The 24,312-nt window shown below is 70.5% G+C and carries 28 protein-coding genes; 16 read left to right on the top strand and 12 right to left on the bottom strand.

Features of this window, described 5'->3' with window-relative positions; translation table 11 throughout:
* Nucleotides 1-71: 71 nt before the first annotated feature.
* The 6 genes from ASG30_RS09670 to ASG30_RS09645 all read left to right on the top strand — a co-directional run bounded on the left by ASG30_RS09670 (nucleotide 72) and on the right by ASG30_RS09645 (nucleotide 4,062).
* On the top strand, nucleotides 72-311 hold the full coding sequence (locus ASG30_RS09670; protein ID WP_055895342.1) for a PepSY domain-containing protein: 240 nt from the start codon (nucleotides 72-74) through the stop codon (nucleotides 309-311).
* 14 nt (nucleotides 312-325) lie between these two features.
* Complete coding sequence (locus ASG30_RS09665) at nucleotides 326-997, top strand: response regulator transcription factor (RefSeq protein ID WP_055895340.1); 672 nt, start codon at nucleotides 326-328, stop codon at nucleotides 995-997.
* Nucleotides 994-2,328 (top strand): ATP-binding protein, encoded by a 1,335-nt coding sequence (locus ASG30_RS09660; RefSeq protein ID WP_055895338.1) that lies wholly within the window; start codon nucleotides 994-996, stop codon nucleotides 2,326-2,328. The genes ASG30_RS09665 and ASG30_RS09660 overlap by 4 nt, the downstream gene beginning before the upstream one ends.
* A 63-nt stretch (nucleotides 2,329-2,391) precedes the next feature.
* Nucleotides 2,392-2,694, top strand: coding sequence for a hypothetical protein (locus ASG30_RS09655; RefSeq protein ID WP_055895336.1), 303 nt, complete (start codon nucleotides 2,392-2,394; stop codon nucleotides 2,692-2,694).
* A gap of 104 nt (nucleotides 2,695-2,798) precedes the next feature.
* A complete protein-coding gene (locus tag ASG30_RS09650; protein WP_055895334.1) occupies nucleotides 2,799-3,530 on the top strand; it encodes a Mut7-C RNAse domain-containing protein in 732 nt (243 codons plus the stop codon).
* 7 nt (nucleotides 3,531-3,537) lie between these two features.
* Entirely contained in the window at nucleotides 3,538-4,062 is a 525-nt protein-coding gene (locus ASG30_RS09645; protein WP_235579764.1) for a GNAT family N-acetyltransferase, read from the top strand.
* Nucleotides 4,063-4,092: 30 nt separating this feature from the next.
* Here ASG30_RS09645 and ASG30_RS09640 read toward each other — a convergent pair whose 3' ends face one another.
* Nucleotides 4,093-5,673, bottom strand: coding sequence for an MFS transporter (locus ASG30_RS09640; protein WP_055895330.1), 1,581 nt, complete (start codon nucleotides 5,671-5,673; stop codon nucleotides 4,093-4,095).
* A gap of 219 nt (nucleotides 5,674-5,892) precedes the next feature.
* Here ASG30_RS09640 and ASG30_RS09635 point away from each other — a divergent pair, with 219 nt between their 5' ends.
* Nucleotides 5,893-6,066 carry a hypothetical protein gene (locus tag ASG30_RS09635; protein WP_442965683.1) on the top strand — a complete coding sequence of 58 codons (174 nt, stop codon included), beginning with the start codon at nucleotides 5,893-5,895 and terminating at the stop codon, nucleotides 6,064-6,066.
* Between the two features lie 14 nt (nucleotides 6,067-6,080).
* Here ASG30_RS09635 and ASG30_RS09630 read toward each other — a convergent pair whose 3' ends face one another.
* From ASG30_RS09630 to ASG30_RS09620, 3 genes are all read right to left on the bottom strand, one after another.
* Nucleotides 6,081-6,785, bottom strand: coding sequence for a TerC family protein (locus ASG30_RS09630; protein WP_055895327.1), 705 nt, complete (start codon nucleotides 6,783-6,785; stop codon nucleotides 6,081-6,083).
* Nucleotides 6,786-7,030: 245 nt separating this feature from the next.
* On the bottom strand, nucleotides 7,031-7,444 hold the full coding sequence (locus ASG30_RS09625; RefSeq protein ID WP_055895324.1) for a nuclear transport factor 2 family protein: 414 nt from the start codon (nucleotides 7,442-7,444) through the stop codon (nucleotides 7,031-7,033).
* A gap of 147 nt (nucleotides 7,445-7,591) precedes the next feature.
* Entirely contained in the window at nucleotides 7,592-9,412 is a 1,821-nt protein-coding gene (locus tag ASG30_RS09620) for a CocE/NonD family hydrolase (protein WP_055895322.1), read from the bottom strand.
* A gap of 82 nt (nucleotides 9,413-9,494) precedes the next feature.
* Between ASG30_RS09620 and ASG30_RS09615 the strand changes: the two genes are divergently transcribed.
* Genes ASG30_RS09615 through ASG30_RS09605 form a run of 3 tightly spaced genes read left to right on the top strand, consistent with a single transcriptional unit; the run spans nucleotide 9,495 to nucleotide 11,571 of the window.
* Entirely contained in the window at nucleotides 9,495-10,475 is a 981-nt protein-coding gene (locus ASG30_RS09615; protein ID WP_055895320.1) for a Bug family tripartite tricarboxylate transporter substrate binding protein, read from the top strand.
* 9 nt (nucleotides 10,476-10,484) lie between these two features.
* Nucleotides 10,485-10,961, top strand: a complete 477-nt coding sequence (locus ASG30_RS09610) for a hypothetical protein (protein ID WP_156385477.1) — start codon at nucleotides 10,485-10,487, stop codon at nucleotides 10,959-10,961.
* 34 nt (nucleotides 10,962-10,995) lie between these two features.
* On the top strand, nucleotides 10,996-11,571 hold the full coding sequence (locus tag ASG30_RS09605; protein ID WP_055895316.1) for a molybdopterin-dependent oxidoreductase: 576 nt from the start codon (nucleotides 10,996-10,998) through the stop codon (nucleotides 11,569-11,571).
* A 6-nt stretch (nucleotides 11,572-11,577) separates the two neighbouring features.
* Here ASG30_RS09605 and ASG30_RS09600 read toward each other — a convergent pair whose 3' ends face one another.
* Complete coding sequence (locus tag ASG30_RS09600) at nucleotides 11,578-11,988, bottom strand: YchJ family protein (RefSeq protein ID WP_055895313.1); 411 nt, start codon at nucleotides 11,986-11,988, stop codon at nucleotides 11,578-11,580.
* A 41-nt stretch (nucleotides 11,989-12,029) separates the two neighbouring features.
* Nucleotides 12,030-12,929, bottom strand: coding sequence for a LysR family transcriptional regulator (locus ASG30_RS09595; RefSeq protein WP_055895311.1), 900 nt, complete (start codon nucleotides 12,927-12,929; stop codon nucleotides 12,030-12,032).
* Between the two features lie 87 nt (nucleotides 12,930-13,016).
* On the opposite strand from ASG30_RS09595, the gene ASG30_RS09590 reads away from it, so the two are divergent.
* The 4 genes from ASG30_RS09590 (at nucleotide 13,017) to ASG30_RS09575 (ending at nucleotide 16,775) form a co-directional block, all read left to right on the top strand.
* Nucleotides 13,017-13,979, top strand: coding sequence for a Bug family tripartite tricarboxylate transporter substrate binding protein (locus ASG30_RS09590; RefSeq protein ID WP_055895309.1), 963 nt, complete (start codon nucleotides 13,017-13,019; stop codon nucleotides 13,977-13,979).
* Complete coding sequence (locus ASG30_RS09585; protein WP_055895307.1) at nucleotides 13,979-14,908, top strand: NAD(P)-dependent oxidoreductase; 930 nt, start codon at nucleotides 13,979-13,981, stop codon at nucleotides 14,906-14,908. Before ASG30_RS09590 ends, ASG30_RS09585 begins: the two co-directional genes overlap by 1 nt.
* Nucleotides 14,909-14,957: 49 nt before the next feature.
* Nucleotides 14,958-16,199: an alpha-hydroxy acid oxidase gene (locus tag ASG30_RS09580; RefSeq protein WP_082522036.1), complete on the top strand. Its 1,242-nt coding sequence runs from the start codon at nucleotides 14,958-14,960 to the stop codon at nucleotides 16,197-16,199.
* A gap of 93 nt (nucleotides 16,200-16,292) precedes the next feature.
* Nucleotides 16,293-16,775, top strand: a complete 483-nt coding sequence (locus tag ASG30_RS09575; protein ID WP_055895305.1) for a hypothetical protein — start codon at nucleotides 16,293-16,295, stop codon at nucleotides 16,773-16,775.
* A 16-nt stretch (nucleotides 16,776-16,791) separates the two neighbouring features.
* Here ASG30_RS09575 and ASG30_RS09570 read toward each other — a convergent pair whose 3' ends face one another.
* The 4 genes from ASG30_RS09570 to ASG30_RS09555 all read right to left on the bottom strand — a co-directional run bounded on the left by ASG30_RS09570 (nucleotide 16,792) and on the right by ASG30_RS09555 (nucleotide 19,878).
* Nucleotides 16,792-17,322 (bottom strand): hypothetical protein, encoded by a 531-nt coding sequence (locus tag ASG30_RS09570; protein WP_055895303.1) that lies wholly within the window; start codon nucleotides 17,320-17,322, stop codon nucleotides 16,792-16,794.
* A gap of 51 nt (nucleotides 17,323-17,373) precedes the next feature.
* Nucleotides 17,374-17,625 (bottom strand): DUF1272 domain-containing protein, encoded by a 252-nt coding sequence (locus ASG30_RS09565; RefSeq protein WP_055895301.1) that lies wholly within the window; start codon nucleotides 17,623-17,625, stop codon nucleotides 17,374-17,376.
* Between the two features lie 72 nt (nucleotides 17,626-17,697).
* Nucleotides 17,698-18,795: an ABC transporter substrate-binding protein gene (locus tag ASG30_RS09560; protein ID WP_055895299.1), complete on the bottom strand. Its 1,098-nt coding sequence runs from the start codon at nucleotides 18,793-18,795 to the stop codon at nucleotides 17,698-17,700.
* 141 nt (nucleotides 18,796-18,936) lie between these two features.
* Nucleotides 18,937-19,878, bottom strand: coding sequence for a LysR family transcriptional regulator (locus tag ASG30_RS09555; protein ID WP_055895297.1), 942 nt, complete (start codon nucleotides 19,876-19,878; stop codon nucleotides 18,937-18,939).
* A gap of 142 nt (nucleotides 19,879-20,020) precedes the next feature.
* On the opposite strand from ASG30_RS09555, the gene ASG30_RS09550 reads away from it, so the two are divergent.
* Both ASG30_RS09550 and ASG30_RS09545 read left to right on the top strand, forming a co-directional pair.
* The gene (locus ASG30_RS09550; protein ID WP_055895296.1) at nucleotides 20,021-20,992 is read left to right on the top strand and encodes a Bug family tripartite tricarboxylate transporter substrate binding protein; all 972 of its coding nucleotides are present in this window, start codon (nucleotides 20,021-20,023) and stop codon (nucleotides 20,990-20,992) included.
* 5 nt (nucleotides 20,993-20,997) lie between these two features.
* Nucleotides 20,998-22,281 carry an aminotransferase class V-fold PLP-dependent enzyme gene (locus ASG30_RS09545; protein ID WP_055895294.1) on the top strand — a complete coding sequence of 428 codons (1,284 nt, stop codon included), beginning with the start codon at nucleotides 20,998-21,000 and terminating at the stop codon, nucleotides 22,279-22,281.
* Between the two features lie 33 nt (nucleotides 22,282-22,314).
* On the opposite strand, the gene ASG30_RS09540 is transcribed toward ASG30_RS09545, so the two are convergent.
* On the bottom strand, nucleotides 22,315-22,809 hold the full coding sequence (locus ASG30_RS09540; protein WP_055895292.1) for a hypothetical protein: 495 nt from the start codon (nucleotides 22,807-22,809) through the stop codon (nucleotides 22,315-22,317).
* Nucleotides 22,810-22,860: 51 nt separating this feature from the next.
* Nucleotides 22,861-24,306, bottom strand: coding sequence for an aspartate aminotransferase family protein (locus ASG30_RS09535; protein WP_082522003.1), 1,446 nt, complete (start codon nucleotides 24,304-24,306; stop codon nucleotides 22,861-22,863).
* Nucleotides 24,307-24,312 lie beyond the last annotated feature (6 nt).

Here is a 24,312-nt window from a genome sequence, read left to right as displayed (position 1 = left end):
TACCTTCAGGCCCGGGGATTGCCGCCCGATGAGCGGCAGTACCATCACGAAACCACTTTTCCCCTACCCACGTGCACGCTCTCCACCGGCTGCTCCTCATCGCCCTCCTGGCCGGGGCCGCGCTGCCCGCGTGGGCCCAGGTCTCGCGCGACCAGGCCGCGGCCCAGGCCCAGCAGCAGACGGGCGGCCGCGTCCTGGCCGTGGATCTCGCCGATGCCGGCGGCCGCACCGTCTGGCGGGTCAAGGTGGTGACGCCGCGTGGCGATGTCCGCGTCGTGCTGGTGGACGCCGGATCAGGCAGGCGCCCCTGAGGGCAGGTGCGGACATGCGCGTCTTGCTGGTCGAGGACGAAGCCCCGTTGCGCCTTGGCCTGGCCCGGCAGCTCGAAGCCGAAGGCTATCGCGTGGACCAGGCCGCCGACGGCGAGGAGGGCCTCTTCCTGCTGCGCGAGTACCCGTTCGACCTGGCCATCGTGGACCTCGGCCTGCCCAAGCTCAGTGGCCTGGCCATCGTGCAGCGCCTGCGGGCCGACGGCAGCGGTTTGCCGATCCTGATCCTCACCGCGCGCGGCACATGGCAGGACAAGGTGGCGGGCCTGGAAGCCGGCGCCGACGACTACCTGGTCAAGCCGTTCGAGTACCCGGAGCTAGCCGCCCGCGTCAAGGCGCTGCTGCGCCGTTCGCTCAAGGCGGTGGCCGGGGCCCTGGAACTGGGGCCGGTCAGCATCGACCTCGGGGCGCAGGCGGTGCGCGTGAAGGGCAAGGCCCTGGAGCTGACCGCCTTCGAGTACCGGTTGCTGGAGTTCCTGGTGCGCGAACGCGCGCGCGTGGTGCCCAAGCAGGAGCTGGCGGACTACCTCTACCCCCACGGCGAGGACCGGGAAAGCAATGTGCTCGACGTCCTCATCGGCCGCCTGCGGCGCAAGCTCGATCCGGACGGCACGCTGGCGCCGATTGAGACGGTCCGGGGCCGCGGCTTGCGCTTCACGCTGGGATGAAGTCCGGCTATTCGATCCGGGCCCGGCTGCTCCTGGGCGCCGCGCTGGTCCTGGTCGCCTTCGTCGCCGGCGCCGGCCTCGCCGTCCAGCGCGCGCACGCCGACAGCGTACGGGCCGCCCACTACAGCCGGCTGCAGGGCACCGTCTACCTGCTGCTGGCGCGCGCCGAACTGGACGAGCAGGGTGAGCTCGTCATGCCGCCGACGCTGGCGGAGCCGCGCCTGGCGCTGGCGCAGTCGGGCCTGTACGCCAGCATCTACAACGTGGCCCGCCGGGAAGAGTGGCGCTCGGCCTCGAGCGTGGGCGTCGAGCCGCCCTTCCAGCGCGAGGAAGTGCCGGCCGGGCAGTGGCGCAGCGAGTCGGTCACGGCGGGCAGCAGATCCTTCCATGCGGTCCGGTACGGCGTGAACTGGGCGGCCGGCAGCCGCGACGCGCCCCTCGTGCTGTCCGTGCTGGAGGACAGCGCGGCCTTCGAGCGCGAAGTCGCCGTCTTCGCGCGCACGATGTGGATCTGGCTCGGCGGGGCCGCGGGGCTGCTGCTGCTGGCGCAACTGCTGCTCCTCGGCTGGGGCCTCGCGCCATTGCGCCGGGTCGCCGTGGAGGTGGGTCGGATCGAGCGCGGGGAGCAAGCCCGGATCGAGGGCCGCTACCCGGACGAGATCGTCGCGCTCACCGACAACCTGAACACGCTGATCCAGCAGGAACGCGTGCGGCAGGGCCGCTACAAGGAAGCCCTGAGCTTCCTTGCCCACAGCCTGAAGACCCCGCTGGCCGTGCTGCGCAATGCGCTGGCCGAACCCGCGGACCTGCCTGCCGCCGTGGCGCAGCAGGTCAGGCGCATGGACGACATCGTGCAGCACCAGCTGGGCCGGGCCGCCGCCGGCGGCGCCACCCGGTTCGCATCGCCGGTGTCGGTCGCTGCGGTGCTGGAGCGCATCGCCGCCGCGCTGGGCAAGGTCTACGCGGAGCGGGGGCTCGCCCTGTCCGTCGATTGCCCCTCCGACCTCGCCTGGCGCATCGACGAGGGTGACCTGTTCGAGATGGCCGGCAACGTGATGGACAACGCCGCCAAGTGGGCCCGGCAGCGCGTGAGGGTCACCGCCGCGCTGTCGGATCGGTGCCTGATGCTCGTCGTCGAGGACGACGGGCCGGGTTTCAGCGACACGCGATCGGTCCTGCAGATGCACGTTCGCCTGGACGAGCGCGTGCCCGGCCATGGCGTGGGGCTGACGGTTGTCGACGACCTCGTCCTCAGCCACCACGGCCAGCTGAAGCTGACCCGGGGCGAGCTCGGCGGTGCAAGGGTGGAGATCACGCTGCCGCCACCGTGAGGCATGCCTTGCCGACGATGCGCCGCGGCGCTCGAGAGGTCCTGGGTGGGCTAGAGTCTGCGCATGCAATGGATCCGCGCCCTCGTCGCCCAGTACCCCAGACGCGCCCTGGTGGTCGGAAAGGCGCTCCTCCTGGCGGGCAGCATCCTGGTCGTCGGTGCCGTGTTCGCCCGGGCGGGGCTGGTCAACACCAATTCGGAAAGGGCCCAAGCCAAATTGCCTCCCGTGTACACGCTCGCTCAAGCGTATCCGCAGCACCCGACCTGGCTGGTGCCGGAGGGGCCGGTCGGCTTCGGCGTATCGGCCGTGCTTGTCCTCGTCGGCATGGGCCTGACCGTGCTGGCGGAGAAGGCGGGCAAACGCTGAGATGCTTTCCGGCAGGGCTCTGGCGGGAACCCCAAGACCTGTTTCGAGGGTGGTGAGAAGAGCCAGGGGGACTCGGCTGAGCCTTCATTGAGGCGGGTCCGCGCATGGTGACGGCGACCTTCCGTTTCTACGAGGAGCTGAACGACTTCCTCGCGCCCGGGCGGCGGCGGCGCGAGTTCACCGTGCCCTGCGCCCGCGCCGCCACCGCCAAGCACATGATCGAGGCGCTGGGCGTGCCGCACACCGAGGTCGAGCTGATCCTCGTCAATGGCGCGTCCGTCGGCTTCGGCGCGCTCCTGCGCGAGGGCGACCGCGTCGCCGTGTACCCCAAGTTCGAGGCGTTCGACATCACGCCGCTGCTGCGGGTGCGCGAGGCGCCGCTGCGCGACACGCGCTTCGTGGCCGACGTCCACCTCGGCTCGCTGGCCCGCCTGTTGCGCAGGATGGGTTTCGACACGCTCCACGACAACGGCTTCGCCGACGACCAGATCGAGCGCATCGCCGCGGCGCAGGGCCGCATCGTGCTGACGCGCGACCGCGACCTGCTCAAGCGGCGCGGCATCACGCATGGCTGCTACGTGCGCGCGCTGCGGCCGCAGGAGCAGCTGCGCGAGGTCTTCGAGCGCCTGGACCTGGCACGCAGCGCGCGGCCTTTCACGCTGTGCCCGGGCTGCAACGCGGCGCTGCACCCCGTCGACAAGGCCCAGGTGGAGCACCGGCTGCCACCGCATGTGCGTGAGCTGTACCACCGCTTCAGCGCCTGCGAGGCCTGCGGGCGCGTGTTCTGGAGGGGCGAGCATTGGGAGCCGATGCGCGCGCTGGTCGATGTGCAATAGTGGTGGCGTGGAAGCCCAACCGAAGAATGCAGCGCCCGCCCTCGAGATCCGCGCCGCCCGCGTCGGCGACGTGCCGTTGATCCTGGGCTTCATCAAGGAACTGGCGGCCTACGAAAAGGCGGAGCGGGAGGTGACGGCCACCGAGGCCCACATCCGCCAGTCGCTGTTCGGCGAGGAGGCCCGGGCCCGGGCGCTGGTCTGCAGCGTCGACGGCGTGGAGGCCGGGTTCGCCGTCTACTTCTTCAACTACTCCACCTGGCAGGGCCGGCAGGGCCTCTACCTGGAAGACCTGTACGTGTCGCCCGCCCGGCGCAGCATGGGGGCGGGCAAGGCGATGCTCCAGCACCTGGCGCGGATCGCGGTGGCCAACGACTGCGGCCGCTTCGAGTGGAGCGTGCTCGACTGGAACGAGCCGGCCATCCGCTTCTACCGGTCCATCGGGGCTGTGCCGATGGACGAATGGGTCCGGTACCGCCTCACCGGCCCGGCGCTGGCGCAGTTTGCGGGGATGGCGCCGCCACCGCCGGCCTAGGGCCCGGGCACTACCCGCTTCGGGGCGGCCTCACCGCTCGGCGATGTAGTGCTGGGTCGTCACCGACTCCCCCTCCTGCAGGAACTCGCGCACGCGGCCCTCCAGTTCCCGGTCCGCCAGCGTCGCGCGCGCACGCTGGTGCAGGTAGTCGGCCCAGGAGGCGACGATGAAGCGCTCGACGTAGCGTGAAGGATCGGCAAGGTCGCGGTAGACGCGCCAGAGCGTCGCGCCATCCCGCCGGCGCGAAGAGCGCAGCTGGCTCACGGCCTGCAGGAACTCCTCGGCTTCGCCGGGGCGGATGCGGTAGGCCACTTCGACCGACACCGGCCCGTCGTCGGGCAGCGGCTGTTCCTTGATGAACACGTCGTCCCACAGCGCGACCGGCGTGACCTCCTGGGCATCGCCCATGCGCAGGGGAAACCGGCGCGCCAGGAAGATCCCGGCCACCATGGCCAGGCTGGCCGCCACCAGCGCCGCCGAGAGCCCCGCGATGCCGGAGACCGCGCCCCAGAAAGCCGATCCGATGGCGAAGGAGCCCAGCGCGCTCACCGTGTGCAGGGCGACGGCCCGCGAGCGAACCCAGGGCGGCGCGCTCGACTGCGTGGCCGTGTTGAACGTGGCCATCACGGCCATCCAGCCCGCGCCGCCCAGGGCGAGCGCGACGAAGACGACGACGGGGATGCGCACGAAGGCCGCGATGAGCATGGTGGCGGCGAAGACCACGCTGCCCACCGCCACCAGCCGCTCCAGCCCCAGCCGCGCCCGCAGCCGGCCCAGCACCAGGCCGGCCGCGACGGCGCCCGTGCCCAGGCACCCCATCAGGAAACCGAAGCCGGTGGCGCCCAGCTGGAGCTGCTGCGCCGCGATCGCGGGCAGCAGCCCCCACAGGGCCGACCCTGCGCCGCTGTAGGCCACGGTGCGCAGCAGCTGCGCCAGGATCAGCGGCGAGTGCCGGGCGTAGCGCAGGCCCGCGAGGGTGCCGCTCCAGAGGCGCTCGGCGGGCAGGGGCGACTTCGCGTGCGGCGCCGGGGGCCACCGGCGCACCACATGCATCATCACCAGCGCGCTGATGCCGGCGAGGACGAACACCCACCCGGCGCCGGCCGCGGCGAAGATGAACCCCGCGATGGACGGGCCGAGGGCGCGGGCGCTGTTCCACGCGATCGACATCGCGGTGATGGCCTGCGGCATGTCCTCGCGCGGCACGGTGTCGGCCACGCTTGTGTTCCATGCCGGCGACAGCAGGGCCGTGCAGCATCCGGCGGCGAAGGTGAAGAACAGCAGGCTGGCCGGGCCGGCGACGCCGGCCATCGCCAGCAGCGCGAGGAGGGCGATGAAGCCCACCTGCACGGTGAGGGCCCGCAGGATCAGCGCACGGCGGTCGGTGGTGTCGGCCAGCACGCCCGCCGGCAGCGCCAGCAGGAACATCGGGAAGAACACGGCCGTCTGCACCAGCGCGGCCAGGAACGACGACCCCGTGAGCTCCACCATCAGCCAGGACGCTGCCATCGACTGCATGGCGTTGCCGGTGAAATAGACGGCGCTGCCGGTCCACAGGCCGCGGAAGGCGGGCAGGCGAAGCGGCGACCAGAGCGAGTGGGTGGAGGACATCGGGCCGGTCAGTATGCCGTCGAGCAGGGACCCGGAAGCACCGCTTTTCGCGATCCCGACACTGCCAACGCTTGTGCTGCGTGGCACGTAGGAGGTCGGCCACCGGGGAACGGGTGATGGCCCTAGGCAGCCGCAGTTCGCCCGGCCCCATGCTGGTGTCGGGCGCTACGCCCGGATCGGATCAGCATGGGCAATCCCTGGGCCAAGAAGAACCCTTTCATGAGCATGTGGCTCAGCGCCGCCAACAGCGCCGCGGGCAGCGCGCGCGGGCATGCGACCCGCACGGCGAAGCGGCAGGTCGCCGCCACCCAGGCCGAGGCCACGCGCCAGGTCCTCGACTTCTGGATGGGCAAGCCGGCGAAGAAGGCCGCCGGCAAGAAGCCGCGCAAGTAGGGCCGGGAGCCAGCTCAGCCCTGGCGGGCCGCGAGTTGCTGCTGGCGCCGCCGGGCGCTGAGCCAGCCCGCGCCCAGCACGCCGGCGACGGCCACGGTGTAGAGGCCCCAGCGCAGCGCCGTGTTGTAGGCCGCCGGCTCGTCGAACACCGCGTCGAGCAGCGGTTCGCCGACGATCATCTTGGCCGCCGTGAAGGCCAGGACCGCGGCGCCCGCCTGGATGATCATCGGGAAGCGGTCGACCAGCTTCAGCACCAGCGAGCTGCCGAACACCACGATGGGGATGCTGACCAGCAGGCCGATGACCACCAGGTCGAACGAGCCGTGCGCCGCGCCGGCCACGCCCAGCACGTTGTCCACGCCCATCAGCGCGTCGGCCACGATGATGGTCTTCATCGCGCCCCAGAAGGTGGAGGCGCCGGGGCCGTGTTCGCCCTCGTCCTCGCCCTGCTCCAGCAGCTTGTAGGCGATCCACAGCAGGCCCAGGCCGCCGACGAGCATGAGGCCGGGGATCTTGAGCAGCCAGACCACCCCGATGGTCATCACCGAGCGAACCGCGATGGCCCCGAAGGTGCCCCAGACGATGGCGCGGCGGCGCAGGTGGGAGGGGAGGTTGCGGGCCGCCAGCGCGATGACGATGGCGTTGTCGCCGGCCAGCACGAGGTCGATCAGGATGATCGCCAGCAGCGCCGAGAACCAGGCGGTCGAGAACAGTTCCATTTGAGCTCCAGGTCAGGTCTTTGAGGGACGGACCCGGCACCGGGGGAACGATGGCCAGCGAGCGATGCGGCTGTGCCTTCGAACGGGCCCGGTGCAGGGCCGCTGTTCGAAGGTCTTGCTCGGCTTGGTGAAAGTCGGGCCCGGCGCGCCGGGAGCCTCGCGGGCTCCGTATTGACGACACGCCGATCGGCCGCCGCAGGCGCGGCAGGCCGGGGAGCTACTCCCCTTCTTGGGAACGGATTAGATCACAGCGGGCCGCCGGAGCGGGCGGCCGCCGCGGCCTGCGTGTCGTACATGCCCCAGAAGCGCGTGACGCGACCGTCGCGGACGGTGAAGACGTGGACCCACTCGGTTTCGAAGACCTTGCCGTCGGGCAGGGCCCGTGTCCTTTCCCAGCCGAGGACGGTGACGTGGTCGGCCCCGACGAGGAACTCGCGCGGCTCGAACGCCTGGATGTCGTCGGCCTGGACGACGCTGGCGAACCACTTCTCGACCGCGCCCTTGCCGCGGAAAGTGCCGGTGTAGGCCAGGCCCTTGGCGCCACGGAAGGTCCAGTCGATGTCTTCGGCCCCGAGCGCCAGGATCGCCGGGATGTTGCCGGCGCCGAACGCGGCGTACGCGGCCTGGACCACCTCCAGGGGGGAAGAACTCGTGCCCATGGACAGCCTCCTGCTCGACGGCGGACCGGCCGGCGCGCTGCCTTGCGATCCGGGGCTGGAATGTAGATCCGCGGCGCGGTTCGCCAAGGTCAGCGGTTCGTAACGGAGTGCGGCCGGGCTGCGCCGCCGTCCGCCAGTGCGGGCCCGTCAGCGCCGCAACGGCAGGTCGATGAACGAGGCGTCCCCGCCCCCCAGCGTGAACCCCAGCACCGGCGGCCGGCCGGCGGGCACCTGCGCGAAATGGTCCGCATCCCCGCCCGCGATCGCCACGCGCAGGCGGCTGCCGGCCTTCAGCGTCCACGAGACCGGCAGCAGCGCGAAGCGCACCGTCTCGGGCACGCCGGGCTTCATGGGCCTGGCCTGTTCGCGCCGGAAGTTGCGGAAGGGCCAGGTGGCGCGGTAGCTGGGCGGCGGCTCGGCCTGCGCACGGTGCAGCAGCCGCAGCAGGCCTTCGGTGACGTACCAGGAACGGCCGTCCGCATCGACCTCCGACAGGTACACGAAGAGGCCGGCGTCCTGCTCGGAGGTCGACACGTGCAGCTGCACGGTGGCGTGGCCGGACAGCTCGGTCTGCCGCTCGAAAGGCTCGCTGGCGAATGTGAGCATCCGGTCTTCGCGGCCGTCCCAGTCCGGGTAGTAGTCCAGCACCGCCAGCGCGCCCAGTCGTTCGAAGCGGCTGGAGGTGCCGGTGCCGGTCGTGAACCTGGCCTTGTACTGCGCGACCGACGACTTGGGCGGCGGATTCGCCGAGAGGCGTGCGTCCTCGGCCAGGTAGAGCCGCGTGCTGGAAGCGTGCGGCGGCCAGGTGTTGGCCGCCTGCCACTTCTCCTCGCGCACGGTGTGGAAGTGCACGGGGGCTTCCTTGCGCAGGCCGGTGTCCATGCCGGCCAGGTGCTCGTCGAAGAAGCGCAGCACTTCGCCCAGCACGGGGAACTGCGGCTGCGGCGCGCTGTCGCGGAAGGGCGATCCGTTCGTCCGCGCGCCGTGGTCCCACGGGCCCAGCAGCAGGCGGTTGTCCGCGCCGGGGTTGCTCAGGAAGCGCGCGATGGAGCCGTTGGCGAACGCGCTGCCGTCGTACCAGCCCGAGACCGAGTAGATGTGGACCTGGCCCGGGATCTTCTCCAGGTACCAGTACGGGCTGAAGGCGCCGCTGTGCAGCTGCGGATCGTGCGAGGCCGCTTCCTCGCGGAAGGCGAACTCCGGCGCGAGGTCGCGCATCTTGAAGCTGTCGTGGTGCTCGTCGATCGCGGCGGCGACCAGCTTCCCCTCCACGTCCTCGTCGACCGGCGCGGGGCCGGCGTAGCGCTTGTCGTTGAAGTAGGGATAGGGCGCGAGCTTCTCGCGCAGGTCCAGGTCCAGGGCCTGCACCAGTTCGTCGTAGTTCTCCGTGACGGTGGTGCACTTGATGCCGCCGGGGAACACGTGGTCGCTGTAGGTGTCGTGCACCGCGAACAGCGGCGCGACGGCCTTCACCGCGGGATGGCCGGTGCTCGCCAGGAAGCAGGCCGCCGCACCCAGGTACGAGATACCGGTGGAGCCGATCACGCCGCTGGACCAGGGCTGGGCCACGATCCAGTCGGCGATGCGGCGGTGGTCGTCGCGCTCGCGCGGCGAACGGAAGCAGTCGCGCGTGCCGAAGCTGGCGCCACAGCCGCGCACGTCCACGGTCACCAGCGCATAGCCGCGCGGCACGAAGAAGTCGCGGTAGATCGCGATGTTGGGCGAGGGCTCGGCGCCCTGGCCCTCGACCTTGAAGCGACGGTAGTACGGCGTGAGCACCGCGACGGCCGGGATGCGCGCCGGGCGCTCGCCTTCGGGCAGGTAGACATCGACCGCCAGCCGCACACCGTCGGGCATGGTGACGTAGCAGGAGGTCGGCCGGCCCACCGCATGGGTGGCGGGGCGACGCTTGAGGTATTCGGAGGGAGGGATGAGCCAGGCTTGGCCGGAATCGTCTCTGTCAGACATTGGTTCGCTTGTGTTGAGGCCGCTTAAACTGGCCGCGGACATTGTGCATCCGCACCGTTTCACACCTTCAGGAATCGCCATCATGCGCCCGACGCGTCGCCTCCTTCTCGGCTCCCTTGCCTCGCTCGTCCTGGCTTCCACCTGCGGTGTCGCCACCGCCCAGGACTTCCCCTCGCGGCCCATCAAGCTGGTGATCCCGCAGGCGCCCGGCTCGGGCGCCGACGTGGTGGGCCGCATGCTGGCCGACTTCATGGCGAAGGACCTCAAGCAGTCGGTCGTGGTGGACAACAAGCCCGGCGCGAACGGCATCATCGCGTCGCAACTCGTGCAGCGCGAGGCGCCGGATGGCCACACGGTGCTGCTCACCAGCGTGTCGCTGGTGAGCTTCAACCAGTTCCTCTACAAGAACGTGCCGTACGACCCGCTCAAGGACTTCACCTTCGTCGCGCCGGTGGCCGATGCAGGCTTCGTCGTGGTCGCCAGCACCAACAGCGGCATCAAGTCGTGGGACGAGCTGGTCAAGCGCGCCAAGGCGCAGCCCGAAGGCCTGACGTTCGCGAGCGCGGGCCTGGGCAACTCCACGCACCTGTATACGGAGATGATCGGACTGCGCTCGGGCTTCAAGCTGCGCCACATCCCGTACAAGAGCTCGGGTCCGGCGTTGATGGCCGTGGTGGCGGGCGAGGCCGACGTGATGACGTCGACCACCGCCACCGCGCTGGCGCAGATCAAGGCCGGCAAGGTGGTCGGCCTCGCGCAGTCCGGCGAAGCGCGCTCGCCGCAACTGCCCGAACTGCCGCTGCTCAAGGAACTGACGCCCAACGTGCCGGCGCTGCCGGGCTGGTACGCGCTGGTGGGTCCCGCGAAGATGGACGGCAACGCGACGCAGAAGCTCGCCGCGTCGGTCAACCGCTTCCTGGCCGACCCCGCGATGAAGCAGAAGCTCATCGACCAGTTCCTGTTCCCCATCCCCGGCACGCCGGCGGACATCCAGAAGCGCGCCGAGAACGAAGCACGGATCTGGGGCGGGCTGATCCGCGACCTGAAGATCCAGATCGACTGAGGGCGCCCCGTGCCAGCCCGCCAGGGCGTGAAGGTCTGGCTGCCCGCGGCGCTGCTGGCCGCGGGCGCACTGGTCTCGACCTGCCAGGCCCCCGGGACCGGCATCGAGGTGACGAGCGCGACCGGTTTCGTCGGCGATCCCGAAAGCCTGCTGCCGGGCACCTGGCTGCGCGAGTCGAAGGCCGAAGGCGTCACCACCCGGCGCATCCTGGTGCTCGGTGCGGACCACCGCTTTCGCGAGGCGGTGCGCGTGGTGGATGCCACCGGGCGCACGGCGGACTACGCGCACGAAGGCACTTGGCTCTACGACGGCACCAACCTCAAGCGCAAGTACACGTCGGTGAACGGGCAGCCTCCGTCACGGCTGAACCTTCCCTTCGCCACCTTCCAGATCTCGTTCGACTCGCCGCGGGAATTCCGCGGCGTCGACCACATCCACGGCAACGAGATCCACTACCGCCGGGTGGCCTCCGACACGCAGCTCTAGGGGCGAGCCGATCTTTTCCACGACACGAACACCCATGAAGAAACGACTATTCCTCGGTGCGCTCGCTGGCGGCAGCGCAAGCCTTCCACTCGCGGGCCTCGCCCAACCGGCGAAGGCTGCGGCGGGCCCGGCGCTGCTCACCGTCACCGGTCGCATCCAGAAGGCCAATCGGGGACCGCTGGATCCCGTGCTCGACCAGATGATGGCCAAGCAGAAGCTGGCTTTCGACAAGGCACGCACGTTCGACTTCGGGCAGCTCGCCGGCCTTCCCGCGGTCACGATCAAGCCGACGCTGGAATACGACCAGAAGCAGCACGCGCTGTCGGGACCCCTGCTCGCCACCGTCCTGCGGGCCTGCGGTGCCACCGGCAGCAAGCTGGTGATGCGTGCGATCGACGGTTATGCCCCCGCCATCGCCCTGGCGGACGCGCAAAGGCAGCGCTTCATCGTGGCGACCCACCTCGACGGCCGCCCCATGCCGCTGGGCGGACTCGGGCCGCTCTGGGCGGTCTACGAAGCGGACAAGTTCCCGGACATGGCGGCCAAGCCGGTGGACCAGCGCTTCGCCCTCTGCCCCTGGGGCCTTTACCACATCGACGTGCAGGCCTGACCCGGCTCAGCGGATCTCGCCGTCCACGTAGTACCAGCGCCCGTCGTCCTCGCGCACGAAGCGGCTTCGCTCGCGCAGGCGCCCACCGCGACCCTGGATGCGGTAGCGCGCGACGAATTCGACCTCCGCGTGCGAGCCGTCGACGATCTTGTGGTCGTGCACTTCCAGCCCCAGCCACCGGGTGGCGGGATCGGGGCTGGCGTCGTCCGGCCGGGTGCTCGGGTGCCAGGTGGCCAGCAGGTAGGCCCCGTCGCGCAGCACGTGGGCCGTGTAGCGCGAGCGCATGAGCGCCTGCGCATCGGGCGCCGGCTCGCCGCCGATCCAGCGGCCGCAGCAGTCGGCGAGCGACACGGATCGGCCGTTGTCGTCGGTGCGGCCGCAGGGACAGGGATCCGAGGGGGGCAGCGGGCGGTCCATCGGGTGATGGTACAGAGGGCCTGCGTCGGCGTAGCGCTGCGTCACCAAAGCGGGCTCGGCTTGGTGAAGTCCACCGTCCGGTCCACCGCCTCGCGCATCTTCCCGAGCAGGGGACGCGTGTCGTCGCGACGCCACTGGAAGGTGTACTCCAGCGCCGGCAGCGCGGGCTTGCTCCTGAGCTCCACGACCGCCTCGCGCTGGGCCATCTGCTTGAGCCAGCCGGTGGGAAAGAGCCCGATGCCCACGCCCGCGGCGACCAGGCCGGCGATGGCCGCCAGGTTGTTGCAGGTCAGGCGCCGGCCCGCTTCCAGGTTGTTCACGGCCAGCCAGTGTTCCAGCATGCGCGTGGGACCCGCGGCCGCGGGCATCGTGATGAGCGCGGTGCCCTGCAGCAGCGAGGCGCTGATCGACCGCTGTCGACCGACGAGGGCCGGCGCCGCGGCCCAGGCGAAACGCACCTGGGCGATCGCCTCGCTGGCGATCGCGCTGCGCGAGGAATAACCCGCCACCACGGCGAAGTCGAGTTCGCGGCTTTCCAGGCGCTGCTCGAGCGCCGACCCCAGGTCCACGTGGGGCTCGAGCACCAGCTCGGGGTAGGTCGCGCGCGCGTGCGCCACCAGGTCGGGGAGCCAGGTCAGGCCGGCCAGTTCGCCGACGCCGAAGCGGCAGTGCCCGCGAACACCGCTGCTCCCGGCCCCCACGTTGCGCATGTCGTCCGCCAGCCCGAGCATCCGGCGCGCCAGCGGCAGGAGCTGCTGTCCCGCTTCGGTCAGCACCGCGCGGTGGCCGCCGCGGTCGAACAGCGGCGTGCCCAGCTGTCCTTCCAGCTCGGCGATGCGCTTGGACAGCGTGGACGGCGACACGTGCAGCCGGTCCGACGCCACCGCGAAGCTGGAGGCGCTGGCGGCCCAGTAGAAAGCCTCCAGCTGCTTGAGCGTCATGTTTCAGGAAAGTGGAGAAGCGTCGTCGAGTTTTATCACTTTTCTTCCATGGCGCCTGCCGCCAGAATCGATGCAGGAGACCCCACCATGACCGTACCCACGCCCCTGCTCAACCGCCGCCAGCTCGGCATCCTCGGCCTGTCGTCGCTTGCCCTGCCCGCCTGGGCGCAGGAGTGGGTGCCGTCGCAACCGATCACCATCCTGGTGGGCTTCGCCCCCGGCGGCTCGGCCGACCAGATCGCGCGCCAGCTCTCGTTCGCCGCCAAGGGCATCCTGCCCGTTCCCGTGGTCGTGCAGAACAAGGTCGGCGCCGCCGGGGCGATCGCGGCACAGGCGGTGGCGGAAGCCAAGGCGGACGGCTACACGCTGTTCGTGGGGGGCGGCAGCGAAACCACCGCCGTGGGCCATTTCAAGCCGCTGCCCTACGACCCGCGCAAGTCGTTCACGCCGGTGATCAAGGTCTCGCGCGCCCCCAGCGTCCTGGCCGTCAAGGCCGACTCGAAGTTCGCCGACATGAAGGCGCTGCTGGCCGAAGCCCGGCAGGGCGCCGAGAAGGTCTCGTACGGCTCCACCGGCGAGGGCGGCATCTTCCATGCGACCGGCCTGGTGTGGGAGAAGGCGGCCGGCATCAAGCTGCTGCACGTGCCGTACAAGGGCGCGGCCGATTCGATGAATGCGCTGCTGGGCGGGCAGGTGGATTCGGCCTTCGGCGCGTACGAGGAGATGAAGCCCATGATCGACGCGGGCCGCGTCCGGCCCCTGGCCCTGTTCTCGCGCACGCGGCTGCCCGCGCTGCCCAGCGTGCCCACGATGACGGAGCTGGGCGTTCCCGTGGCGCTGGACAACATGAAGGGCCTGATGGGCCCGGCCGGCATGCCCGCGCCGGTGGTGCGCTACCTGCACGACGCCTTCCGCAAGGCCATGCAGACGGCGGAATGGAAGGAGTACGTCGCCAAGTCCGGCCTCACGCAGGACTATGCCGACGGGGCCGCCTTCCAGAAGGAATACGTCGAGGCCTACGACACCATCGGCAAGGCGATCGGCAAGTGATGGCGAACCCGCGGCCCGTGGGGCCTGACACCACCATCGGTTTCGTCGGCCTCGGCGTGATGGGCGGCGGCATGGCCGCCTGCCTGCTGCGCAAGGGCTGGCGCCTCCAGGTGTTCGCGCGCAAGGCCGGCGCGAGACGCGCTTTCGTGGAAGCGGGTGCAGTGGCTGCCGACTCGCCCGCGGCGCTCGGACGCGGCTGCGCGCTGGTGTTCCTGAGCCTGCCGGATGCGGCCGCGGTCGAGGCCGTGCTGTTCGGGCCGGACGGTCTGGCCGGGACGCTCGCGCCCGGCAGCATCGTCGTGGACACCAGCACCATCGCCCCGACGTCGGCGCGCGAGTTCGGACGGCGGCTGCAGGAGAGCGGCGTGTGGCTGCTCGATGCGCCCGTGAGCGGCGGCCAGCAGGGCGCCGAAGCCGGCACGCTCGGCTGCATGGTCGGCGGTCCCGTCGAGGCCGTTGCCGCCTGCCGTGAGGTGATGGATTCGTTCTGCAAGACGATCACGCATGTCGGTGCGCTGGGGGCCGGGCAGGCCGTGAAGGCCTGCAACCAGGTCGCCGTGGCGGGCGCGCTGCTGGGCGTGGCCGACGCCTTCGCGCTGGCCAGGGCCGAAGGCGTGGACCTGGCCGTGATGCGCGAGGTGCTGATGGGCGGCTCCGCCCGGAGCTTCTCTCTGGAGAAGCACGGGCCGCGCATCATCGCGAGCGAGTTCAGGCCCGGGTTCCGCGCGGCGTTGATGCGCAAGGACCTGCGCCTGGCGCTCGACGCGGCGCGGGCGGCCGATGCCGTCCTGCCGACGGCCGCGCTCGCCGAACAGCTGCTCGATGCGCTGTGCGAAGGCGGCCGCGCCGACTGGGACTGGAGCGCGGCGGCCCTCGAGGTGCAGCGGCGCAGCGGCATGTCGATTCCGGCATCGCCCGAGCCGGACTGAAGGACAGGAAGCAGTGCGAGTGCAGCAAGTCCAGCAGAACGCCGGGCCGGTGGATGTCGTGCGTCAGCCGGATCCGCGGCAGCGCCGCGACGCGGCGGCGGCGCGACCGGTGCTGGCCGCCCGCCACGCCGGAATCCTGTGCCTCGACGACTTCGAGCGGGCGGCCCGGCGGCACCTGCCCTGGCCCGTCTACAACTACATCGCCGGCGCGGCCGAGACCAACCAGTCGTTCAGCGACAACCGCGCGGTGTTCCAGGACTACGGTTTCGCCACGCGCGTGCTGGTGGACATCAGCCGCCGCAGCATGGCGACCCCGCTGTTCGGGCGGCACCACGATGCGCCGTTCGGCATCGCGCCCATGGGCCTGGCCGCGCTTTCGGCCTACCGCGGCGACCTGGTGCTGGCCCGGGCGGCCGCGCGGGAGAACATCCCGTTCGTCATGAGCGGCTCCTCCCTCATCCCGCTGGAGGACGTGGCGCAGGCCAATCCCGACGCCTGGTTCCAGGCCTACCTGCCCGGCGACGACGCGGCCATCGCCGCGCTGCTGCAGCGCGTGCAGGCCGCCGGGTACAGGACGCTGGTGGTGACGGTGGACACGGCGGTCGGCGCCAACCGCGAGAACAACGTGCGGGCCGGCTTCTCCATCCCGCTGCGGCCTTCGCTGCGGCTGGCGTGGCAGGGGATCTCGCATCCGCGCTGGCTTTTCGGCACCTTCCTGCGCACGCTGGCGCAGCACGGGATGCCCCATTTCGAGAACAGCTACGCCACCCGCGGCGCGCCCATCCTGTCGCCCGACGTGGAGCGCGACTTCTCCGACCGCGGCCACCTGAACTGGCGCCACTTCGCCCTGGTCCGCAAGCTCTGGCCCGGCCGGCTGGTGATCAAGGGCGTGCTCGACCCGCGCGATGCGCGCATGGCGGTGGACGCGGGCGCGGACGGGGTGATCGTCTCCAACCACGGCGGCCGCCAGCTCGATGGCGCGGCCGCGCCCCTGCGCGTCCTGCCGGCGATCGTGGCCGCCTGTCCCGATGTGCCCGTGATGCTGGACAGCGGCGTGCGCCGGGGCAGCGACGTGCTGAAGGCGATCGCGCTCGGCGCGAAGTTCGTCTTCGTCGGCCGGCCCTTCAGCTTCGCGGCGTCGGTCGCGGGCGAAGCCGGGGTGCTCAAGGGCATCGAGCTGCTCAAGCAGGAAGTCTCCCGCAACATGGGGCTGCTGGGCGTGACGGCACTGGACCAGCTGGATGCCAGCTTCCTCACCCACAGGACTGCCAAGCAGTCAACCCGGCCCTGACGCAGCAAGGCGTGTCTCTGCTTCGCGACAGGGGGTGCGCCGGGAGGGCGTGCAGACATCATGGGCGGCGGGGTTCGCTCCTACACTGCATGAATGATTGATGGGCTGCGAGAGGAACTGGAGCAACTGCGCAAGACGTACGCGTCGTCCCGACCGGCCGCCCGGCTCGGCGTCATCCGCCAGGGACTTGCGCGCACGCAGGCGGAGATCGGCCCGACCCGGCTGGTGGCGGTGGTGTCCGCGGTCGAGGCGCTGGCCCGGTCCCTCGTGGTCCACGCGCCCGGCCGGCCGGCTTCGAGTTCGCACTTCCGCTACCAGCAGGTCCGCCAGAAGGCTCCGCTGGAACTGGTGGAAGAGGCGCTGCGGCTCCATGGGTCCGATCCGGCCGCCCAGCGGTACGGCGACGAAACGTGGCAGCTGTTCGAGCTCGCACACAAGTACCGCAATCTGGTGGTGCATGAATGCACCTACCTCGGCCAGGACAAGTACGCCGCGCTGATCGCAGCCTCCGAGCGGGTGCTGGAGGGGCTGGTCGTCGCCGGGGGGCTTCCCCGGCTGGTCGCGGCGCAGGCCTGAGGATCCCGGCGGTCCCTTAACGCCCCCCGACCTGCTCCACCACGCAGCCCTGCGCGACCGGGGTCGTCCCGACCAGCAGGTGGAACGCCGTGCCGGGGACGAGTTGGCGCAACGCCGCTGAAGGCACCAGGCACTCCAGCGCCAGCGTCTGCGGCGCCTCGGCGAGCCACTGCGAGAGCGGCGACGCCGATCGCACGGTGAAGCCGCGGCGGCCGACGAGGACCGTGCAGCGCTGCTCGGACGGATCGAGAGCCGCCAGCCAGCCGGCGGGCGGCTCCACGGTGTCGATGCGCGCGCTCAGCTGCGCGGCGAACGGCGCGCCGGGCGGGAAAGCCGAAGGCGGCGGCTTGCGCGCGGGGATCTTGCGGATCAGGTACGCCACGAGATTGCCGACGGCCGGCAGCCACAACACCAGCAGCAGCGTGCCGACGTCCCGCAGGGTGGACGGGTCAGGCGCCTGGTACCGGATCACGCCGCCCGCGCAGGCCAGGGCCAGCAGCACGGCCATCACGAGGCGGCGGCGCAGCGGGGTGACGATGATCGACATGGCTGGATTGTGCGCGCATGCAGGCCCAGCCCGCGGCGCCAGCCAGCAGACTCAATCGACCGGACGCGCGCAACCTTCCGGCTTGAACACCCTCGTGGTGGAAGCGGGAAAGCGGTCAAGCTTCGAGGCCGGCCGGATCGGCCGGCGCACCAGCTCTCCGCCGCAATTCGGGCACTTGCCCGCCAGCTTGCGGTCCGCGCAGTCCGAGCAGAAGGTGCACTCGAACGAGCAGATCATGGCTTGCGGCGAATCGGCCGGCAGGTCCCGGTCGCAGCACTCGCAGGAAGGACGCAGTTGCAGCATGTCTGGTGCAGTGGAGACGATGGGATTCCAGGCCCGCATCCGACGCCCGTCGCCGGGGCCTGCCTCGGCCTCTCAGCGAGCGAACGTACCGTCCTTGCGGATCATGGTCAGCGCCACGAAGCGCGATCCGAGGTTGCTCTGCTTTCCATAGCTGACCGCAAACCCGCCCAGGTCTTCGGCGTTGAGCGCCTCGAGGGTCGAGAGAAGCTTGGCCCGGGTCACCGGCGCCGGGGTCTTGGAGATGGCGCGGGCGATCAGCTTCGCGTTCAGGAACCCCTCCATGCTGTTGTAGCTGAACTTCGTCTCGGGCGTCTTGGTGATGATGGTCTGGTACTCGCGCACCACGGGGTTGCCCAGCTCGGTGAAGGGGTAGGGCACGACCTGGCTGGCGACCACGCCCGCGGCTGCCTCGCCCAGGTCGGCGTGCAGGCCGGAAGCGACGCTCAGCACGAAGAACTGCGGGTTCACGCCTTTCCCCCGCACCGCCTTGATCAGCGCGGCCGCCGGCTTGGACTGGCCGATGAAAAGGACTGCCTGGGGTTTGGCCGCGACCATCGCGTCGGCGGCAGCCGCAACCTCCACGGTGCCGCGCGGCACCGGTGCGACGGCCGCGGCTGCTCCGCCGCGCTTCTTGAGCGCGGCATTCAGGGCTTCGAGCCCCTCCTTGCCGAAGGCGTCGTCCTGGTAGACCGCGCCGATCCGCGTCACGCCCACCGTCCAGGCGTGGCCGACGGCCGCTTCGATCTCGTCGGTGGTGCTCGCGCGGACATGGAAGACGTTCTGGACGAAGGGGTCGCGAAGCGACTTCGCGCCACTGGTGTTGCCGACCTGCGCGATGCCCGCGGCCTGCACCACCGGCATGATCTTGAGGACGTTGGCGGTGCCCCGGTAGCCGACGAGCGCCAGGGCGTTCTGGTCGATCAGCGCCTTGGTGTTCTCCATGGTCTTGTCGGGATTGAAGCCGTCGTCGAGGCTGACCAGCTTGATCTTCTCGCCGCGGATGCCGCCCTTCTTGTTCAGGTCGTCGAAATACGCGGTCATTCCGCGCAGGTAGTCCCGGGTCAGCGCCGCCGAGGTTCCGGACAGGTCGCCGGAGTGGCCCAGGAGAATGTCCGCCCAGCTGGTGGCGGGGATCGCGACGCCCAGGGACAGGGCAAGAATGGCGGCCAACCGCCGGCTTCCAGAGTTTTTCATCCGCTCCTCAAGTCAGAAAAAAAGCCAGTGGAAGCTACCGGTCAACTCATCTGCAGGCAATGAGGGCGGACCCTGCGCGTGGGGGCGGACCAACGCGGGCGACGGGCGCGGCGTGTTTCAGCGCCTGCGGGCGCCGGCTCTCCCTTTCCCGACGACCACGGTGTGCTCGCTGCCCGAACGCGCGAAGTCGCAGGACTCCACCGCGAGTTCCACGATGCGCCGCAGTGCCGGCGTGGCGGTGTCCGTGCGGTACACGGCGCTGTAGACCATGGGCGGCAGTTTCTCGGTCTTCACCACCCGCAGCCGGCCCGCCTTCAGGTCCTCTCCCACGTATTCGCGCGACAGCTGGCTGATGCCGAAGCCCCGCACGGTCAGGTCGCGCAGCAGCGTGGTGCTGTTGATGTGGAGCACCTTGCCGAAGCGGTACCCCTGCCGCGCGCGCCATTCCTCGTAGAACATCTTCTTGGAAGCGCCGGTGGATTCCTCGATCACGGGGTAGTCCGCGAATTCGTGCGGCTCCAGCGCGCGGGGCACCTGCAGGCGCGGGCTCACGACCCAGAGCTCCTCGACCTGGCCGACCTTCACGGTGCTGTAGTCCGATCCCCAGAAGGTCCCGGGCATGATGCAGACGTCGATCTGCTGGGCGGCCAGCCGGTCGAACAGCCTCACGCCGACATCGACCACCGGCTCGAGCGTCACGTCGGGGTGGTTTTCCTGCACGCGCTGGATCAGGCGCGTGAGCCAGGTCAACGCGATGAACTCCGTCACGCCGACCCGGAAGTTCCCGCGCAGGGTCTCGCCCGCCGCGAACTCCTGGTCGATCCGGGTCCACAGGGCCAGGGCCTGTTCGGCCAGCGGCAGCAGGCGCCGGCCCGTCTGCGTGAGCTGCAGCCCGCGCGCGGACCGCAGGAGCAGGGGACTTCCCACCTGCTGCTCGAGCTCGGCGACGCGCTTGGACACCGCCGATTGCGTCGTGTGCAGCTGCACGGCCGCGGCGTTGAAGCTGCGCAGCCTGGCGCTGTACAGGAACGTTTCCAGCTGCCTGAAAGTGAAGTTCATGGGCCGGCCTGCTCAGTCCAATCGAGTATAGGGTCGGCCAGGGCGGCAGGAAAAAACGGAATGGCCCGCCGCGAGCTTTCTTCGCTTGTTGCCGGGGCGGCGGCTTCCTAGACTCGGTCCGGTCCACACCACCTTCCCGACCATGACCCCCCTTCTCAAGACGTTCGCCGCGGGGGCTGCTGCTCTCGCCTTCGCCTGCAGCCCCGTCCTCGCCCAGACGTTCCCGTCCAAGCCGGTCCGCATCGTGGTCGGCTTCTCGCCCGGCGGGTCCAACGACATCATCGCGCGCCTGATCGCGCCCAAGCTCGGCGAACTGCTGGGCCAGCAGGTGGTGGTGGAGAACAGGACGGGCGCCGGCGGCGCGATCGCGATCTCCTCGGTGCTGGCCGCCCCGGCGGACGGCCACACGCTGTCCATGTGCACGACCGGCACGTCCTCGATCCAGCCGCACCTGGGCCCCATGCCCTTCAACCCCGAGACCGACCTGGTCCCGGTCACGCAGATCGCCAACGCGCCTTACGTGCTGATGGTGCACTCCAGCCTGCCGGCCAAGAACGTCAGGGAGTTCGTGGCCTACGCGAAGCAGAACCCGGGCAAGATCAACTTCGCTTCCTCCGGCAATGCCACCGGCGGGCACCTGGCGGGCGAGATGTTCAAGTCGCTGGCCGGCGTGAACCTGGTGCACGTGCCGTACAAGGGCACCAGCCAGGCCATCACCGATCTCCTGAGCGGCCAGGTCCAGGTCATCTTCGACCAGCCGGTCAGCTCGATGCAGTACGCGCGCAGCGGCCAGCTCCGTGCCCTGGGCGTGGGCAGCCTCAAGCGCCTTGGCGCCTTCCCGGACCTGCCCACCATCCACGAAGCCGGCGTGCCGAACTTCGACCCCGTGACCTGGACCGGCATCTGCGCACCGAAGAACACGCCGCCCGCGGCGGTCGCCCGCCTGCAGGCCGACATCGCCAAGGTGCTGGCGATGCCGGAGATCTCGCGCAAGCTGGTGCAGGACGGCCTGGAGCCCGTGGGCAGCACGCCGGAGCAGTTCCGCGAGTTCCTCGCGGCCGACAAGGCCAAGTGGGGCCGCGTCATCAAGCAGGCCAACGTGAAGGCCGAGTGACCCGCATGACCATCGATCCGGGCCAGGCCTTCCCCGCGGAACTCTCGCGCCAGATCAAGGACCGCTTCCACCATGTCGACCAGGACTTCACGGGGCGTCCGCGGCTTTTCTTCGAGAACGCCGGCGGCTCGCTGCGCCTGAAGGCCGCCCTCGAGGCGATGGCCAAGGTGGACGCCGTGCCGGATTCCGCCGAGCGCATCCACGAGGTCGCGGCCTGGCTCAAGCAGGTGCAGACGCGGGGCACCGACGACGTGCGCCTGCTGTTCAATGCGACGGGCGGCACCGTGCACGCCTCCCTCACGGCCTCCGCCGCCATGTTCGACATGGTGCGGGCGGTGGCCGAGAACGTGCCCGGCGACAACATCGTCACGACCGTGCTGGAGCACCCGTCCTCGTACGACGCCGCTTCGCTCTACGCGCAGCGGCTGGGCAAGGAGCTGCGCGTCGCGCGCAGCAACCAGGTGACCGGCGGGATCGATGTCGAAGAGATCCTTCGCCTCGTGGACGGGCGCACCTGCCTGCTGGTGCTGATCTACGCGTCCAACATCTCCGGCGCGAAGCTCGAACTCGAGCAGATCGTCCGGCGGGCCCGCGAGATCAAGCCCGACCTGTACGTGGTGGTGGACGCGGTGCAGCACGCTCCCCACGGGCTCATCGACCTGCACAAGACGCCGGTGGACGGCATCAACATCGCCCCGTACAAGTTCTTCGGCTGCCGCGGCTCGGGCTTCTCGTGGATCTCCGGGCGGCTGGCCGTGTTGCCGCACCACAAGCTCGCCGGCAAGCCCGCCCCGTACTGGGACCTGGGCAGCGTGGCGCCGTGGCAGTTCGCCGTCGTGACCGAGATCGTGGACTACGTCTGCTGGATCGGCAGCCAGTTCGGCGCGCAGGGCGACCGCCGCACCCTGTTCGCCCGCGGCATGGAGCAGATCGGCCTGCACGAACGCGCGCTGCTGGCGCGCCTGCTGCAAGGCTCGGACCGTGGGCCCGGCCTGCGCGGCATTCCGGGCGTGACCGTGCTGCTGGACCACGACGACCTGCCCCGGCGCGACCTGATCCTGGCCATCGCGCTGCAGGGCCTGGAGCACACGCAGGCCGTGCGCGAGTACGAAAAGCGCGGCGTGATCGTCTACGAGCGGGTCGCTTCCAGCATCTACTCGCGGCGCATGCTGGAGTCCTTCGGCATGGACGGCGCGGTGCGGGTGTCGCCGCTGCACTGCCATACGTTCACCGACGTCGATCGCTTCCTGGAAGTCACGCGGGAGATCTGCGCCGGGTTCGGCCGCTAGGCGCCAGGTCCGGACCGGCGCCGGGCTGGCCGCTCAGCGCACCGCGTCGGCGCTGAAGCCTGCCTCGGCCCAGGCCTGCGCACGGGCGCGCGTCAGCTTGAAGCCGGGTGACACGCTCGCCTGGCCCAGCACTTCGCCCGCGGCGGTCGTTGCGCGCAGCAGGGCAGAAGGACTCTCGTCGTCCGGCTCGATGTCCAGCGTGACCGTCACGCGCCCGCCGGCGTGCGGGATGTCGAGCTGCTGGTGCAGCGCCGCGTGCAACTGCTGCTCGTGCCGGCGAACGAACTCGGCGGCGGTCTTCACCAGCGTGTTGAAAGCCGCCGTGTCGAGCGGCTTGGGATTCTTCTTGTCGCGCCCCATCGTCCAGGGCCCGACGAGCGCCGGCTCCGTCTGGCCCTGGGGCGTCATCGCCACCGCCCAGCCGTCATCGTCTTCGTTCTTGATGACCTGGGCCGTCCAACCGTTGTCGCGCCACAGGCGGGCCTCGCGGATGGCCTCTTGTTCGTTGCCGCTCTCGAAATCGCTCATGCCCCGATTGTTGCAGCCCACGCGGCGCGGGTTGCCGCGGCCGTCATCGGGTCAGGAGCCTGCCGGCGCCAACCACCCCGCCGTGCGGGCCTCCGCGTGGGTGCGATCCAGGGCTCGCCGCACCAGCCCGAACATCTCGTCCACCTGCGCGCGCGTCATGATGAGCGGAGGCGCGACGATCATCCGGTCGCCCACCGCCCGCATCACCAGGCCGTTGTCGAAACAGTGCCTGCGGCAGGCCATGCCAATGGCGATCTCCGGGGCGAACGCCTCCCGCAGGGGGACGTCGCGGCACAGCTGGATGGCGGCCATCAGCCCGCAGCTCTGCACCTCCCCCACCATCGGGTGGTCCTGCAGTTTCGCGAGCTGCTCCGCCAGGTAGGGGCCGGTCTCCTCGCGCACCCGCTGCACCAGCCCCTGCTGCTCGATCAGGTCCAGGTTCGCCAGGGCCACCGCGCAGGCCACCGGGTGGCCCGAGTAGGTGTAGCCGTGTTCGAACTCGCCGCCGCGCTCGATCAGCAGGCGCGCGACCCGCTCCCCGACCATCACGCCCCCCAGCGGCACATACCCGCTGGTCACGCCTTTCGCGAAGGTCATCAGGTCCGGCCGGGTCCCGAAGGTTTCGCAGCCCCACCACTGGCCCGTGCGCCCGAAGCCGCAGACGACCTCGTCGCTCACCAGCAGGATGCCGTGGCGGTCGCAGATGCGCTGGATCTCCGGCCAGTAGGTGGAGGGCGGCACGACCACGCCGCCAGCGCCCTGCACCGGCTCGCCGATGAAGGCGGCGACCTGGTCGGGGCCGATCTCGGCGATCTTGTCTTCCAGCCAGCGGGCGGCGACGACGCCGAACTCCTCGCGGCTCAGGCCTTTCGCCGCGCCGTGGCGATGGGCCCAGTAATGCGGCTGGTCGATGTGGGCGATGCCCGGGATGGGCAAACCTCCCTGGGTGTGCATCGCCGCCATGCCGCCGAGCGACGCCGCCGCCATCGTGGAGCCGTGGTAGGCGTTGAGCCGCGAGACGATCACCTTGCGCTGCGGCTGCCCCATCAGGTCCCAGTAGCGGCGTACCAGCCGGATGACGGTGTCGTTGGCTTCCGAACCGGAGCTGCTGAAGAACACGTGCCGGAATTGCGACGGTGTCACCGCGGCCAGCCGCTCGGCCAGGGCGGTGGCCGGGGGCGTCGTGGTCTGGAAGAAGGCGTTGTAGTAGGGCAGCGTGCGCATCTGCTGCGCGGCCGCCTCGATGAGGGCCCCCTGGCCATAGCCGACGTTCACGCACCACAGCCCCGACATGGCGTCGAAGATCCGCTGGCCCTCGCTGTCCCACACGTACACGCCGTCGCCGCGCGTGATCACGCGCACCCCCTTGGTGGCGAGCGCCTGGTGGTCCGTGAAGGGGTGCAGGAAATGCGACGCGTCCGCGGCCTGCCACTCCTGCGTGCTGCGCCGCGCGAAAGGCGGCAGGTCCATGTTGAAGGCCGGCGTGTTGGCGGTCATGGCGCG

It is taken from the genome of Ramlibacter sp. Leaf400 (assembly GCF_001424545.1).
Lineage (GTDB): Bacteria > Pseudomonadota > Gammaproteobacteria > Burkholderiales > Burkholderiaceae_C > Ramlibacter.
This window is presented reverse-complemented; position numbering and strand designations above follow the sequence as displayed.

Bases quoted from the DNA above. Each gene is read 5' to 3' on its own strand.
- ASG30_RS09540 (WP_055895292.1), bottom strand. From the start codon at position 22,809: ATGAGCGATTTCGAGAGCGGCAACGAACAAGAGGCCATCCGCGAGGCC.
- ASG30_RS09650 (WP_055895334.1), top strand. From the start codon at position 2,799: ATGGTGACGGCGACCTTCCGTTTCTACGAGGAGCTGAACGACTTCCTC.
- ASG30_RS09625 (WP_055895324.1), bottom strand. From the start codon at position 7,444: ATGGGCACGAGTTCTTCCCCCCTGGAGGTGGTCCAGGCCGCGTACGCC.
- ASG30_RS09550 (WP_055895296.1), top strand. From the start codon at position 20,021: ATGACCCCCCTTCTCAAGACGTTCGCCGCGGGGGCTGCTGCTCTCGCC.
- ASG30_RS09590 (WP_055895309.1), top strand. From the start codon at position 13,017: ATGACCGTACCCACGCCCCTGCTCAACCGCCGCCAGCTCGGCATCCTC.
- ASG30_RS09620 (WP_055895322.1), bottom strand. From the start codon at position 9,412: ATGTCTGACAGAGACGATTCCGGCCAAGCCTGGCTCATCCCTCCCTCC.
- ASG30_RS09565 (WP_055895301.1), bottom strand. From the start codon at position 17,625: ATGCTGCAACTGCGTCCTTCCTGCGAGTGCTGCGACCGGGACCTGCCG.
- ASG30_RS09545 (WP_055895294.1), top strand. From the start codon at position 20,998: ATGACCATCGATCCGGGCCAGGCCTTCCCCGCGGAACTCTCGCGCCAG.
- ASG30_RS09665 (WP_055895340.1), top strand. From the start codon at position 326: ATGCGCGTCTTGCTGGTCGAGGACGAAGCCCCGTTGCGCCTTGGCCTG.
- ASG30_RS09655 (WP_055895336.1), top strand. From the start codon at position 2,392: ATGCAATGGATCCGCGCCCTCGTCGCCCAGTACCCCAGACGCGCCCTG.
- ASG30_RS09600 (WP_055895313.1), bottom strand. From the start codon at position 11,988: ATGGACCGCCCGCTGCCCCCCTCGGATCCCTGTCCCTGCGGCCGCACC.
- ASG30_RS09535 (WP_082522003.1), bottom strand. From the start codon at position 24,306: ATGACCGCCAACACGCCGGCCTTCAACATGGACCTGCCGCCTTTCGCG.
- ASG30_RS09615 (WP_055895320.1), top strand. From the start codon at position 9,495: ATGCGCCCGACGCGTCGCCTCCTTCTCGGCTCCCTTGCCTCGCTCGTC.
- ASG30_RS09660 (WP_055895338.1), top strand. From the start codon at position 994: ATGAAGTCCGGCTATTCGATCCGGGCCCGGCTGCTCCTGGGCGCCGCG.
- ASG30_RS09635 (WP_442965683.1), top strand. From the start codon at position 5,893: ATGAGCATGTGGCTCAGCGCCGCCAACAGCGCCGCGGGCAGCGCGCGC.
- ASG30_RS09555 (WP_055895297.1), bottom strand. From the start codon at position 19,878: ATGAACTTCACTTTCAGGCAGCTGGAAACGTTCCTGTACAGCGCCAGG.
- ASG30_RS09585 (WP_055895307.1), top strand. From the start codon at position 13,979: ATGGCGAACCCGCGGCCCGTGGGGCCTGACACCACCATCGGTTTCGTC.
- ASG30_RS09630 (WP_055895327.1), bottom strand. From the start codon at position 6,785: ATGGAACTGTTCTCGACCGCCTGGTTCTCGGCGCTGCTGGCGATCATC.
- ASG30_RS09575 (WP_055895305.1), top strand. From the start codon at position 16,293: ATGATTGATGGGCTGCGAGAGGAACTGGAGCAACTGCGCAAGACGTAC.
- ASG30_RS09570 (WP_055895303.1), bottom strand. From the start codon at position 17,322: ATGTCGATCATCGTCACCCCGCTGCGCCGCCGCCTCGTGATGGCCGTG.
- ASG30_RS09640 (WP_055895330.1), bottom strand. From the start codon at position 5,673: ATGTCCTCCACCCACTCGCTCTGGTCGCCGCTTCGCCTGCCCGCCTTC.
- ASG30_RS09605 (WP_055895316.1), top strand. From the start codon at position 10,996: ATGAAGAAACGACTATTCCTCGGTGCGCTCGCTGGCGGCAGCGCAAGC.
- ASG30_RS09595 (WP_055895311.1), bottom strand. From the start codon at position 12,929: ATGACGCTCAAGCAGCTGGAGGCTTTCTACTGGGCCGCCAGCGCCTCC.